The sequence below is a fragment of the Phocaeicola intestinalis genome, from assembly GCF_014837065.1.
Lineage (GTDB): Bacteria > Bacteroidota > Bacteroidia > Bacteroidales > Bacteroidaceae > Phocaeicola > Phocaeicola intestinalis.
Genome location: NZ_JACSPP010000045.1, coordinates 1 through 14,309, shown reverse-complemented (window position 1 = coordinate 14,309; position 14,309 = coordinate 1). Strand labels below are relative to the sequence as shown.

Genomic DNA, 14,309 nt, shown 5'->3' with positions numbered 1-14,309 from the left:
GACATGAAACATTTACTTAGCATATTAACATTGGGTGCCGCGCTGACTTTCACCTCGTGTGAAGACTTTCTGACCGAAGAAGTGCGCGGACAATTAAACCTGGATTCCTACTTTACGACAGTAGAAGAATGCGAATCATACATTACGGGATGTTACCAAGATATAACCTGTGGAGGATGGTGGCAAATCAATACAGTATGGCTACTTTCTGAAATGTGTTGCGACGATGCCTGGATGGGAAACACCACCCAAAGCCAAAGCGACTATATCTCATTGGCACACTACCAAGGTAACGGTGCCAGCAACGGCCCTATCTCCAATTTCTGGCAATACCGCTACAAAGGCATCTTACGTTGCAATGTTGCCATTAACCAAATCAGTCAAGTAGATGTGGCCGATACCCAATTACGTGACCAACTGGTCGGTGAAGCCCGCTTCTTACGCGGATATTTCTACTTTGAATTGGTAAGAAACTTCGGCGGTGTGCCTTTGATAACCGATTTCTTACAGCCGGAAGACGTAACCAATATACCGCGTTCTTCAACAGAAGAAGTTTATAAATTTATCGAAGAAGACTTACTTGCCGCTTCAGAAGTCCTTCCGGAAAGCTATGAGGCAGCAAAAGTGGGACGTGCTACTAAGGGAGCCGCTTTAGGCTTGTTAGGGAAAGTTTATCTATACCAAGAAAAATGGCAAGAAGCTCACGATGTATTGAAAACCGTCATCGATTCAGGTGTTTACGATTTATTGCCTGAATTCGGTCAAGTATGGGATGTGGAATACGACAACAGCATCGAAAGCCTGTTCGAGGTACAATATGAATATCATGCGACTTTAGCTTTAGGAGGTTCGCTTGCCACTGTAACCGGTGCACGTAACGGACCTGGTGACGGCTGGAGCTGGTGCTTACCTACTGCTAATTTGGAACAAGCTTTTATTGATGCAGGCGATACGGTACGCTTGAAATGGACCATCATCACAGCTGGTTGTACCGAAATTGCCGGAGAAAATCGTTTCAATGAATTCGTAGAGAACAATTCTACCGTGGCCAATGCACAAGATCTGATAGAAGAATATGGTTGGGATCCTAATTGCTACATTATCGACCCCTCCCAACATAAGTCTCCGCGCGTAATCCGCAAGTATTTCTTGCCGCTTGAAGACCGTCCGGAAGTCTACAATACCGACAAGAGCCCGCTGAATCACCGTATTCTGCGCTTTGCCGATGTATTGCTGATGTATGCCGAAGCCTGCAACGAATTGGGACAGGACGGCGATGCACAAGAAGCATTGAACCGCGTACGTACCCGTGCCAAATTGCCGGCTGTTACAGCTACAGGACATCAACTTCGCGATGCCATCCGCCAGGAACGTCGTCTGGAACTTGCTTTCGAACAAAACCGTCTGTATGACATCCGCCGCTGGAAAGACGATAGCGGCCAACCGGTAATCGCCAGCATCCTTGGTCCGAACGGAAGTTTTGTACAATGGAACTTGAACGAAGCTACTCGTGACCCGCTGGAATGGGCAAACCAAGGTGAATCCAGTGACAAAGGCAGCACATTCCAACTGAACCGTGACCTTGTGTTCCCGATTCCGTTGAATGAAATTACGATGTCAAACGGTGTACTTGAACAAAATCCGGGATGGAACTAATTTTCAATAGGTAAACCATAATTCAACATTACATGTCACACGCCGCGGGTAATCCTGCCGATTATCCGCGGCTTTTTAATTTCATAAAACCAATCTTACCATGAAACTCAAACTACTTCTCTTTTCAACCTTACTAATCAACTTTTCAGCTTGCAGTGATGCCGAGACTCTTCCGCAACAAGGAGGAGGAGAAAAAGAAGAGCCGGACACACCATCGGCAAGTGTGGAAAAAACGGTAACCATCAATGCCGGACAAACCTTTCAGACCATAAAGGGATTTGCCGCTTCCGACTGCTGGACACCTGCTTTTGTAGGCAAATATTGGACAAATAACCGGAATGAGATAGCCGAATTGCTTTTTTCTTCGGAAATCGCCGACGGACAGCCCAAGGGCATCGGACTCTCGATGTGGCGTGTCAACATGGGAGGCGGAAGCATGGAACAAGGAGACGAGAGCGGTATCTCGAACGTTTCACGCCGTGCCGAATCGTATCTGAACGATGACCTGACCTTAGACTGGACCCGTTGCGAAGGGCAACGCTATTTTATGGAACAGGCAAAAGAATTGGGTTGTGACCAATTCGTCTTGTTCAGCAACACCCCACCCGTGCAATATACCAAGAACGGAAAAGGATTTTCATCGGAAAGCAATAAATCAAACCTGAAAGAGGACTGTTACGATGACTTTGCCGCTTACATGGCAGACGTAGCCGCCCACTACATCAGCGAAGGATACAATATTACCCACATATCCCCCATCAATGAACCGCAATTCAGCTGGAACGACGGCGGACAGGAAGGAAGTCCATGGACAAATGACGAAGCGGCACGCTTAATCCGTGAATTGGATAATGCACTGACCGAACGCGATCTTTCTACTGACATCTTGCCTGGAGAGGCAGCTGAATGGACATACCTTTATTCCATCAAAGACGATGCAAACCGCAGTAAGGTGCTGGAAGCCTTTTACGAACCGGAGTCATCGGCTTATATCGGGGACTTGAGTCATGTGAAAAAGTTAATTGGCGGGCATAGTTATTGGACAGACGGTACATGGGACGGTATGCGGAATGCCCGCGAACGCATGGCGCAAGCAGCCGCCCAGTACGGACTGGAGGTTTGGCAAACCGAATGGAGCATGCTGGGAGACAACTACAGCTCTACCGAATTCGGCAGTTATGATACAGCCACAACCATGGATATTGCCCTCTATATGTCGCGCGTCATCCACAACGACCTGACCGTAGCCGGAGTGACTTCATGGAGTTATTGGACTTCGATGGATATCTCGCAATGGGGACAGAAAGACCGTTTCCTGCTTATTTCGCTGGTACCTGACGGCTGGACCGGTGACGGAGGAGATACCGGACTGCTGCGTAACGGAGGAAGTTACCAAGCCATGCCTACCCTTTGGGTGCTGGGCAACTACAGCCGCTTTATCCGTCCGGGATACCGCCGCATTGCCATGGAACTAAGCGAATCTATGAACTTCTTCGGTTCGGCATGGATATCGCCCGAAGCCGATGAGATAGTAGCCGTCTATACCAATTATTCTGACAAAGGTGTCCGGCTGAACGAAACCCGGGAAGGCTGGAACGGCGATGTAGCTTCCATTACGACTTACACTACCACACAAGACAAGAACCTGGAAGAAAAAAACTACGCAACAGATGAAAAAGTAATATTGGATGCGGAAAGTGTAACCACGGTAGTATACACTTTGAAATAAAGTTTGTACCTTTACACCTATTATTATATATAACAAATCCAAACGATGAGAAACAAACTTACTTATACCCTGTTATGCCTGTTGGTATGCCTGATATGCATCCCGGCAAAGGCGCAAGTATCTTTCGGTAAAGCCGAAAACTTTAATGAAGGCTGGCTGTTCAACTTGAAAGACGATTCACTCAGCCTGCAAACCGATTACGATGACAGCAAGTGGCGCAAACTTGACCTGCCGCACGACTGGTCGATAGAAGGCCAGGCCTCTCCTACCCTTGCCAGCTGCACAGGCTATTTGCCGGGAGGTATCGGCTGGTACCGGAAGCATTTCCAAGTAACCGACAATGCTCCGCGGCATTACATCTACTTCGAAGGAGCATACAACCGGAGCGAAGTCTATCTGAACGGACACCTGCTGGGAAAACGCCCGAACGGATACATTTCATTTATGTATGATATGACTCCTTACTTAAAAGAAGGAGACAACGTACTGGCAGTCCGCATTGACCACAGCCGTTACGCCGACTCCCGCTGGTACACAGGCTCGGGCATTTACCGCGATGTATGGATGATTGCCGCTCCCGAAACCCATTTCGCACAATGGGGTGTAGGATGGCAAGCAACTTCCCTTACCGACAAGCGTGCGGTTATAGCCGTAAATATGGAAGTGGAGAAGCACAGCGATGTCAGCGGAAAACTGGAGGTAAAAGCAATGCTTTATGATGCAGAAGGGAAACTGGTAGCCCAACAACAGGCAAAAATAAAAGACGGGGAAAAAGGCATCTCCATACAAAATGTCAACCTGAAACTATCAAAACCGCACCGTTGGAACCTGGACGCACCTTATCTCTACACGCTAAAGACCGGACTTTATCAAAACGGAACGAAAATAGATGAAAGTGAAACCCGTGTCGGACTGCGGACCCTGCAATTCGACCCCAACAAAGGATTTGCCCTGAACGGCGAATGGATGAAAGTAAAAGGTGTCTGCCTGCATCATGATGCCGGCGTACTGGGAGCCGTAGTGCCGGAAGAAGTATGGAAACGCCGCCTGCAAAACCTGAAAGCCATCGGCGTTAACGCCATCCGCATGAGCCACAACCCACAAGCACCTGTACTCTACGACTTGTGCGACGAAATGGGATTCCTTGTCATGGATGAAGCTTCGGATGAATGGGAATTTCCGAAACGCAAATGGGTGCAAGGCTGGAATGTAGGGGAACCCAGCTTTGACGGTTCCTTTGATTTCTTTGAAGAATGGATTGAACGTGACGTAACCGATATGGTGCGCCGCGACCGCAACCATCCTTGCATCTTCTTATGGAGTATCGGCAACGAAGTGGACTACCCGAACGACCCCTATTCACACCCGATTCTTGACGGGACTACCATTAACCAACCGATGTTCGGCGGCTACAAGCCCGATGCTCCCGATGCCATGCGCATCGGCAAGATAGCCAAACGGCTTGCCGCTTGTGTGCGCAAGGTAGACACATCCCGTCCGGTAACCGGTGCACTGGCAGGTGTAGTCATGTCCAATCAGACAGAATATCCGGAAGCTGTAGACGTAGTAGGATACAACTATACAGAGAACCGTTACGATGAAGACCATGCCACCTATCCCGACCGCATCATCTACGGCAGCGAAACAGGCGTAGGCTTTGACGCTTGGCTTGCCGTGCGCGACAAAGAATTTATCTTCGGACAATTTATCTGGACAGGAACCGATTACTTGGGTGAAGCCGGACGCTGGCCTTCACGCGGACTTTATACAGGCTTGTTGGACTTCGGCAGCTTCCCGAAACCCCGCGGACATTTCCGTGCTTCCTTGTGGTGTGAGCACCCGGTAACTTATATCGGTACCTATCCGATAAAGGAAGGACAGGACTGGCTTTCGCAAGATGCATGGGATATCTGGAATTATGAGCCGGGACAACTGATTCGTGTGGTATGCTACACCAATGCCCCGCAAGCCCGCTTGTTACTGGACGGGAAAGAAATAGGCAAGATGAAACCCTATGACGACAAGAGCGGCATTATCTATTGGGACATCCCGTATCAGGCAGGCGAACTGAAAGCGGAAGGCTGTGATACGAACGGGAATGTCCTTTCCAACTATTCCATCACTTCATCGGGACGTCCGTATGCCATCCGGGCAAGCGCAGACTGTGATACCCTTTCATCCGGCAAAACCATCGCACACATCACCGTGGAAGTGGTAGACGAGAAAGGTACGGTTGTGAAACTGGGAGATAATAACATCACCTGCCACATCGAAGGTCCCGCAAAGCTGTTGGGATTGGAAAACTCGGACAACAGCGACATGGGCGACTATACCGATAACCGCCAACGGGTGTACCACGGACGTCTGCTTGCCTACATCCAGACAACAGGCGAAAAAGGTGAAATCCGTGTCAAGTTTACATCTCCATTATTGAAAAGTACAGAAGTAACCTTGAAAGCCGAATAACTTTTTCAGTTGACAGGGTTTTTGAAGAGTAAAGAAACATCCGCTTTATCTATTCAAAGGCCTTGTCAACTTATAAACTTTGCCAACTGAAAAAACATATAACCACATGAAACATTTCCTATTTATCATCTGTTTGCTGAACGCTTTCAATTGTTGGTCGCAAACCTACACCATCAAACGTCTGGGAATGGAAAAAGGATTGTCCAACAATTTTGTCATCGATATTGCGGAAGACAAGAATGGTTATCTTTGGTTTGCTACGGAAGAAGGGTTGAATAAACTGGAAGGAACCACTTTCACTACATATTACAAGACAGAAAACAACGAACAAGGGATAACAGGAAATGAACTGAACTGTCTGTTAGACGATCCGGAAGAAAACATACTGTGGATAGGCACCCAACGGGCAGGCTTGAATGCATTCGATTACAAGAATGATACGTTTACCATTTACCGGCACGATAGCAACAACCCGAACAGCCTTGCTACCGATGACGTGACAGGCATCTATCCGGCAAAAGACGGAAACTTATGGATAACCACTTACTGGAAAGGCATTGATTATTTGGACAAAAAAACAGGCACATTTACTCATTACAATCGGACAACTGTACCCCAATTGCCAGGTAACCATATTTGGACTGCTACAGAAGACGGCAAAGGCAATTTATATATCGGACACAGATATGAAGGTATGAGTATCCTCTCACTCAAGACCAAACAGGTGGAAAATTTCAGACATGATGAAAACGATCCTACCTCCCTGCCCGGCAACGAAGTGAAATGTATTTATCAAGACCAAAGCGGAGATATCTGGGTAGGCACAGATAAAGGATTGGCACTGTTTAATCCCGAAGAAAAAAATTTTTTGAATTTCGGTACGTCAGGCAGCCTGCTTTCATACAATATCTTTGATATCTGCCAACTGAACGACAAACAACTATGGATAGCTACCGAATTTGGAGGTATAGCCATCATTGACTTATCACAACGCTTCTTTTCATCGGCAGAAGACCTCAACTACCGCCACATCCGTGAAGGAGACGATGAATACAGTCTCAGCAATTCAAGCGTACGCAGTATCTTTCAGGACTCTAATAACAACATTTGGGTAGGACTTTGGGGCGGAGGTGTCAACTTCCTCAACAATGACGCTACATTATTCAATACTTATTGCTATTCGCAAGACATGCCTGGAAGCAACCTGAATGCCCGCATAGCCAGTGCCGTATGTATAGACCAACACAATCGGTTATGGATAGGAACCGACGGAGGAGGAATCAACGTACTGGAGAATGGACGACGTACCGCCACTTATACGGTTCACAATGGAAATCTTAGTGGAAATTCCATACAGACAGCTCTTTGTGATTCGGAAGGCAATCTGTGGTTCGGACTTTTCCGCAAAGGCATCATGTATTTCGATAACCAGAAACAGTCATTCCGCCAACTGTTTCCACAAGAACTGAGCACAACAGATGTACGTTCCTTTTTCGAAGACAGAAACGGACTGATGTGGATAAGCAGCAGTAACGGAATATATCAGATAGACCGGACTTCCAAAAAGATTGTCAAGCACATAGACATCCCCGAAAATTTAGTAAGAGATGTCATCAAAGATACCCAAGGACGTATTTGGGTAGGAACTTTTGGAGGAGGTCTCTTCCTTTATTCACAAGACTTAAAACTGATACACACTTTCGATACATACGCAGGCTTTCCATCCAATACCGTCAACGACATATATGAAGACACCCGACGTAACGTATGGATTGCCACAGGTGACGGCCTGGTATGTTTTCCCCCGAAAAGCCTGGATTATCAAGAATACCAACGCACCGAAGGACTTGACAACACCCACATCCGAGCCATAACCGAAGACCATGCCGGCAACATCTGGTTCAGCACCAATAAAGGCATCTCCTGTTTCAAACAGGAAGAAAAACAATTCTATAACTACAATCACAAAGACAATATTCCCCTTGCCAGTTTCACTACCGGAAGTGTATGCAAAGACAACAAAGGAAACCTGTATTTTGGCTCTACCAACGGACTTTGTTATTTCGCTCCCGAACAAGTGTTATCTCCCAAAGAAGCCCCCAAAGCCCTTTTCATGAAAATAACGATTCTGACCCCGTTCCCTTTAACCGAAAGCAAAGGGCAAACCTATCCTCTTACCAATCGTGACCACATCAAACTGGAACATAAACAAAACAGCTTTAAAATTGCTTTCAGTGTACCAAACTACGCACTGGAGGGACAAGTTGAATATGCTTATATGCTAAAAGGGCTCAGCGATTCATGGTATATATCCGACATGAACAACATTACATTCAGGGACGTTCCTTACGGCAAGTATGAACTGATGGTCAAAACCCGTATCCGTAACCAAAAATGGTCGGATATGATAACGACTTTATCCATCGACATCGAACCGCCTTTCTGGTTGTCGTGGATAGCCAAACTGGTATATGTCGTAATCGGACTTATCCTGTCCTTTATCCTTTTGAAAACTTACAAGCGGCGCCTTAATCTGGAATACCTGTATGAATCGGAAAAATGGAATCATGAGCAGGAACAGCATCTCAATGATGAAAGGCTGCGCTTTTTCACCAATATTACGCATGAATTGCGTACACCGCTTACGCTTATTATCGGTCCGCTGGAAGACATGATGGGAAGCCATACACTGACCCGTAAGGACAGACACCGCATCGCTGTCATCCATCAAAGTGCTATCAGACTACTGGAGTTAGTCAACCAAATACTGGAATTCCGCAAGACTGAAACACAAAATAAAAAACTGTGTGTATGCCGCGAAAACATTGCCGCACTGGTGTACGAAATAGGACTCAAATACAAAGAACTGAACAAAAATTCACAAATAAAGATACAAATCCATACCGATGCCGAAGAAATGATTCTGTATTTCGACAAAGAAGCCATGACCATTATCCTTGACAACCTTATCAGCAACGCGCTGAAATATACCGAAAAAGGACAAATCACAATAAGTGCGCACTGGACGGACAAACAAAACGTACGCTATCTGGAACTGAGTGTACAAGACACCGGATACGGCATAAGCCCCGAAGCGTTGCAACACATTTTCGACCGCTATTACCAGGAGGGAAGCATACATCAAGCTTCTGGGACGGGCATCGGACTGGCATTAGTGAAAAATCTCGTTGCTTTGCATGAAGGAAGCATCGAAGCCCATAGCAAGCTCAATGAAGGAACCACCTTTGTCGTACGGATTGTGGCAACCAACAATTATCCTTCGGCACTTCACCGCGACCTTACCACAGAAGAGAAAGAAACTGCAGCTCCCCAAGCTTTGCCTGTCCAAGAATCGCAAGAAACAGCAGACAGCATGCGCCCCGTCATCCTAATCGTAGAAGACAACAAAGATATCCTCGACTACATGGTCGATTCGTTTACCGACCTTTACGAGGTAAAAACAGCCACCAACGGAAAAGAAGGTGTAGAAGCAGCTATAGAATATATTCCCGACATTATTGTAAGCGACATCATGATGCCCGTCATGGACGGAACCGCATTATGTAAAGTGCTGAAAAAGGATATACGTACCAGCCACATCCCCATCATCCTGCTTACGGCTAAAGACACGCTTGCAGACAAAGAGGAGGGTTATCAGTCGGGGGCCGATTCATACTTAACCAAACCATTCAGTGCCAGCCTGCTTCATAGCCGTATCAATAACCTATTGGCTCAGCGCAGACGATTGTCTGAACGCTATATCACAGCTTCAAGTCCGATTTCCCCAGAAAAAGACATCGAAGAGAAACATAGCATCCTGACTGATTCATTGAATAAGCTCGACAAAGAATTTCTCGACAATCTGACTCATGTAATTACCGAAAACCTCTCATCGACAGAAACAATCGATATCAGTTTTCTATCCAGTCACCTCTGCATGAGCAACTCTACACTATATCGCAAAGTAAAAGCATTAACCGGAATGTCTACCAATGAATTTATCCGGAAAATAAAGATGCAGCTTGCTGAAAAACTGCTGCTTGAAGGGAAATACAGCATTTCAGAAATAGCCTTTAAAGTAGGCATCAACAGTACCGTTTACTTCCGCCAGTGCTTCAAGGAAGAATATGGAATGCTGCCTTCCGAATACTTGAAAAAAGTAAAAAGCGGACAAAACGAATGACGTACACGCTGCAGATCGTAAAGATAACGCTCATGAACTGCTCCCTCAAGTCCACTGCCCCGGAATACTGGTTCCGCAAAACAGGCATACGCCGACAAAACCTGCTTGTGAGACACAATACCCTTCACGTCTCACAAGCCGTTTGCCACATCTCGGACAATAAGTATTCCCCACATCTGGCAAAGAAGTATTACCGATATAGACAAAACGCAGCCCCTCCTCTTCTGCTATCTGCTTTGCAGCAAGCAACGTTTCCAACGGAGTAGGCTCAAGCTGCTGCAAACGATAACGAGGGAAAAAGCGGCTGATGTGCAAAGGAGAGTCCGCAAAGCCGTTCGTCACCAGCCAGCAGCACATCGCACGGAAATCCTGTTCGTTATCATTGACAGTGGGGATAAGCAGGTGTGTTATCTCTATCCACACGCCGGCATCACGCATTGCCAATAAGGTGTCCAATATCGGCTGGAGCCGGACACGGCTTACCTTCCGGTAAACCTCGTCTGAAAATGATTTCAAATCGATGTTTACGGCATCGATAAAAGGCAGAAGGTCGCGTAAAGGCGCTTCATTCACATAGCCAGCCGTTACCAGCACGTTCTTCAGTCCGACCTCTTGGCAAGCCGAAGCACAATCGCGCACATATTCCAGATACGTAAGTGGCTCGGTATAGGTATATGCCACCGCCCTGCATCCATACTTCTTAGCCAGGCGTACACAATCTTCGGGAAGCAAGGTCTGAGAAGGGATTTCCATCGGAGAAACCTGCGATACAGACCAGTTCTGGCAATTCAGGCACGAAAGGTTACACCCCGCCGAAGCGATAGAGAAACAAGTCGCTCCCGGCAAGAAATGAAACAAGGGTTTCTTTTCCATCGGGTCGGCGTGCATAGCGCATATACGTGCGTATGCCAACGAATATAGGTGCCCTCCCCGATTCATACGGCTCCGGCACCTCCCGCACTTAGCTTCATCTATCTTGCATCGGTGCGGGCAGAGTACACATACCACCGTCCCGTCGGGATTCGAAATATAATAAGCCGCTTCTTTCATCCGTTTCGTTTTATTTCCCTTTTTATTCGCCGAATACAATCGCCTCGTACACATAGAGTTCCGCATCCCTCCATCCGTTCCAGGCCAGACCTGCCTTATCGCGTGCGCAATGCCCCAAGAATTCTTCTTTCGTCCATCCCGTTTCCCCTGCCACCTGAGGAAGGAACGTCCCCCGATGCTCTCCTTTTATGATATAGATGCCATGCCGCCCCAACTGGAACTCATCGATGGATTGAATCTTCCGCAAAGGGGAAAGCACCGAAATCTCGATATCAATGTCTTTCATCTCGCTTTCTTCTACGGGATAGAAGCGCGGGTCTTCGAATGCGGCGGCACGTGCCATCGAAGAAACTGTCTGATACAACGGTTTATACCCTACCAGATTCCCGATACATCCCCGCAACTTTCCTCCTTTATGAAGGGTCACGAACGCACCGCAATGTTGTTGCAACGCAGGACTCATCTTCGTAGAATCGTAGGGCAAATCCGTCCGTCGGGCAAGTGCATAGTCAATGCTTTTACGGGCGATTTGCAAGAGTTGCGCCCGCTCTTCCCCGGTCAAAGAGAATGCATCCGCTTCCGCTTTCTTCACTATCGAAAAAGCATGATAGCCTACCACCCTGTCTTTATCTCCATAAACGGCATCGCCCGAATTGCAATAAGCCAAATGGCGGACTTGCAAATCCTTGCGCCCCTCCATTAATAAAAGGAGTACAGCGATAGGACTTTGCCCGCACGCACCGGTCAACAATTGGGGCACACCCTCGCGGGCATTCATCTCCAACGCATCCAGAAACTTCCGGAGCGAACCGCTCTCAATCGCTTCTCCCGTGGCTTTATCTACCCGGTTGGCATCCTCGTACGAAGGATAATGCGAGAAGTCACTACTGATAACGAACAGATTATCCGAAGTAAAATAAGGCTGCAATGCCTGAGCGATTCTTCTTAACTTTGCCAAGTCTTGCGTACCTATGATAATCGGTACGATGGGAGGGACATCGCGCAAATGTACTTGCAAGAGGGGCAATTGAACTTCCAGACAATGTTCACGGGCGTGCGCCTCAGGCACATAGGTAAAGACTGTATCGGCACGCAGCAATGCATCGCATGCCTCCTTGTCTACTTGCACTTCACCCAACGGTGTGGCATAACTACCGAAAGCACCGTTCACCGAAGCGCCATCGAATGCAGCCCGATGGCTGGGACCGAGCAAGAATATCCGCTTATAGGCAGCATCCGCAGGGATTGCCTTTATGGCTTTGGATGCAATCGCACCCGAATAAACATAACCGGCATGCGGAACAATCACCGCTTGCACTTCCTTATCCGGCTCTACCGAAGAAGCATCGGACATGAACGATGCTATCATCTTTCTCAACGTATCCGCCTTTGCCGGATAAAAAGCACCGGCAACCGCCGGCATACGGACACGCTTTTCACCCGAAGAACAGGCGTTTCCAATACTATGTATCATAATCAATAGGATTAAAACAAACTTTCCTTTCGTATGCATGGCATCTCTCTTTATGCCGATAAATATAGCATAAAACCGGCACTCTATCAAGTCCGACTGACTTTTTTTCTTCTTTCCTGCCAAATAGGCAATCCCTTATGACAAACTTCTTCCTTCCGGCTCTCCAAAAGTTTAAAAGCAAAGGCTTTTTGCTTAAAATAGATTTCGTAAGTTTAAAAGGCAAAGCCGTGCCGTCCGAAGGCACAGAGTTTGCATATCTATAAGTGAACTTCGGAAGCCGAAAGGCAGAGGGAGTTCAAAAGAACAATTGATAAACAAAGAACTTAAAAATAGGAGATTAAGATTATGACACCGAGCAGAAGAAATTACAATCAAGAATGGTTACCGAGCATTTTCAATGACTTTTTCGATAACGATTGGATGGTAAAGGCCAACGCAACGGCACCTGCTATCAATGTGATAGAAAGTGACAAAGATTATAAGGTTGAAGTTGCGGCTCCGGGTATGACGAAAGAGGATTTCAACATCCACTTGAGTGAAGACAACGAATTGGTCATCTCGATGGAAAAGAAAACCGAAAACAAGGAAGAGGACAAGGAAAACAAGAAGTACTTGCGCCGTGAGTTTTCTTACACGAAATTCCAGCAGGCATTGGTTCTTCCGGACGATGTGGAAAAGGATAAAATCAACGCCAACGTCAACAACGGTGTATTGACCATCGAGTTGCCGAAACGCACGCCTGAAGAAAAAGCCAAAATCAACAAAGTGATTGAAATTCATTAATAGTAACCAGTAGGCGGAAGCCGGAAACATCACACGATTAGATGTTTCCGGCTTTTTTTATTTTACCCCTACATGGGCCATTTGCGGAATTCATGCGAATCAGGAGTTAGCGGTATTTATTTTGTGCATTTTGTATATGCCACGTAGTAGAGACGATGTGCACATCGTCTCTGCACATCGTCTCTGCACATCGTCTCTACAGAAGCGGCGCAAAAAGGTATGGGCATCTTACTCCCAGCCCGCACCGGCGGGCGATAACTACCTATAACTCCCTTTTAACTCCTGATTGGCATAATTCAATCTTTTATAGCGAAACAATATTGATTTGCGAAAAATAATGTATGCAAATATTCGCTTTTTATTTCGGATTGACTATATTTGTCGAAGACGGACATACAACCGACATCCTTGTAGACAAATGCAATGAATATGGAAATAACAGAAATAAAAACCGACAAGAAAGAATACCTCGAACTTCTGCTGCTGGCAGACGAACAAGAATCGATGATTGACCGCTACCTGGAAAGAGGTACAATGCATGTCATGCACCACGGAACAGATACCATAGGCATTGCCGTTGTAACGGACGAAGGAAACAAGGTATGCGAACTGAAAAACCTGGCTATTGCACCCTCTTTCCAACGGCATGGTTACGGACGGGAAATGATAAGCTATCTGTGCCGGCTCTACAGCAAGCAGTTTACAACAATGATGGTAGGAACCGGAAACAGCATACAAACGGTCTCGTTTTACAAAAGCTGTGGTTTCACCTATTCGCACACGGTACCGGACTTCTTCACGCTCCACTATGACCATCCCATCATAGAAGACGGAAAAGTACTTACAGACATGCTGTATTTCCAGAAAAATCTGGATTTTCCCTCATCTTGAGATTTTAGAAGCTGTTTTGAATTTCTCCAAAAAGTTTTTCTTGGCTTGATGTATCCGTTTTCGTGTGTGCTTTGGGC

8 protein-coding genes are annotated in these 14,309 nt (G+C 46.7%); 6 read left to right on the top strand and 2 right to left on the bottom strand.

Going from position 1 to position 14,309, the window contains the following annotated elements:
- Positions 1–3 precede the first annotated feature (3 nt).
- The 4 genes from H9625_RS12640 to H9625_RS12625 all read left to right on the top strand — a co-directional run bounded on the left by H9625_RS12640 (position 4) and on the right by H9625_RS12625 (position 10,034).
- Positions 4–1,656: a RagB/SusD family nutrient uptake outer membrane protein gene (locus H9625_RS12640; RefSeq protein ID WP_191764651.1), complete on the top strand. Its 1,653-nt coding sequence runs from the start codon at positions 4–6 to the stop codon at positions 1,654–1,656.
- A gap of 100 nt (positions 1,657–1,756) precedes the next feature.
- A complete protein-coding gene (locus H9625_RS12635) occupies positions 1,757–3,385 on the top strand; it encodes a glycoside hydrolase (RefSeq protein ID WP_191764649.1) in 1,629 nt (542 codons plus the stop codon).
- A 45-nt stretch (positions 3,386–3,430) separates the two neighbouring features.
- Complete coding sequence (locus H9625_RS12630; protein WP_191764647.1) at positions 3,431–5,851, top strand: glycoside hydrolase family 2 TIM barrel-domain containing protein; 2,421 nt, start codon at positions 3,431–3,433, stop codon at positions 5,849–5,851.
- Positions 5,852–5,957: 106 nt separating this feature from the next.
- On the top strand, positions 5,958–10,034 hold the full coding sequence (locus tag H9625_RS12625; RefSeq protein WP_191764645.1) for a hybrid sensor histidine kinase/response regulator transcription factor: 4,077 nt from the start codon (positions 5,958–5,960) through the stop codon (positions 10,032–10,034).
- Positions 10,035–10,079: 45 nt separating this feature from the next.
- Here the strand turns inward: H9625_RS12625 and amrS are convergent, their stop codons facing one another.
- On the bottom strand, positions 10,080–11,084 hold the full coding sequence (gene amrS, locus H9625_RS12620; protein ID WP_191764643.1) for an AmmeMemoRadiSam system radical SAM enzyme: 1,005 nt from the start codon (positions 11,082–11,084) through the stop codon (positions 10,080–10,082).
- A 22-nt stretch (positions 11,085–11,106) separates the two neighbouring features.
- Entirely contained in the window at positions 11,107–12,558 is a 1,452-nt protein-coding gene (amrB, locus tag H9625_RS12615; protein WP_225226424.1) for an AmmeMemoRadiSam system protein B, read from the bottom strand.
- Between the two features lie 345 nt (positions 12,559–12,903).
- On the opposite strand from amrB, the gene H9625_RS12610 reads away from it, so the two are divergent.
- Positions 12,904–13,341 carry an Hsp20/alpha crystallin family protein gene (locus H9625_RS12610; RefSeq protein WP_191764639.1) on the top strand — a complete coding sequence of 146 codons (438 nt, stop codon included), beginning with the start codon at positions 12,904–12,906 and terminating at the stop codon, positions 13,339–13,341.
- Between the two features lie 423 nt (positions 13,342–13,764).
- Positions 13,765–14,232, top strand: a complete 468-nt coding sequence (locus H9625_RS12605) for a GNAT family N-acetyltransferase (protein ID WP_191764638.1) — start codon at positions 13,765–13,767, stop codon at positions 14,230–14,232.
- Positions 14,233–14,309: the final 77 nt, after the last annotated feature.

Coding starts and splice junctions, on each gene's coding strand:
- H9625_RS12610 (WP_191764639.1), top strand. CDS start 12,904: ATGACACCGAGCAGAAGAAATTACAATCAAGAATGGTTACCGAGCATT.
- H9625_RS12605 (WP_191764638.1), top strand. CDS start 13,765: ATGAATATGGAAATAACAGAAATAAAAACCGACAAGAAAGAATACCTC.
- H9625_RS12630 (WP_191764647.1), top strand. CDS start 3,431: ATGAGAAACAAACTTACTTATACCCTGTTATGCCTGTTGGTATGCCTG.
- H9625_RS12640 (WP_191764651.1), top strand. CDS start 4: ATGAAACATTTACTTAGCATATTAACATTGGGTGCCGCGCTGACTTTC.
- H9625_RS12625 (WP_191764645.1), top strand. CDS start 5,958: ATGAAACATTTCCTATTTATCATCTGTTTGCTGAACGCTTTCAATTGT.
- amrS (WP_191764643.1), bottom strand. CDS start 11,084: ATGAAAGAAGCGGCTTATTATATTTCGAATCCCGACGGGACGGTGGTA.
- H9625_RS12635 (WP_191764649.1), top strand. CDS start 1,757: ATGAAACTCAAACTACTTCTCTTTTCAACCTTACTAATCAACTTTTCA.
- amrB (WP_225226424.1), bottom strand. CDS start 12,558: ATGATACATAGTATTGGAAACGCCTGTTCTTCGGGTGAAAAGCGTGTC.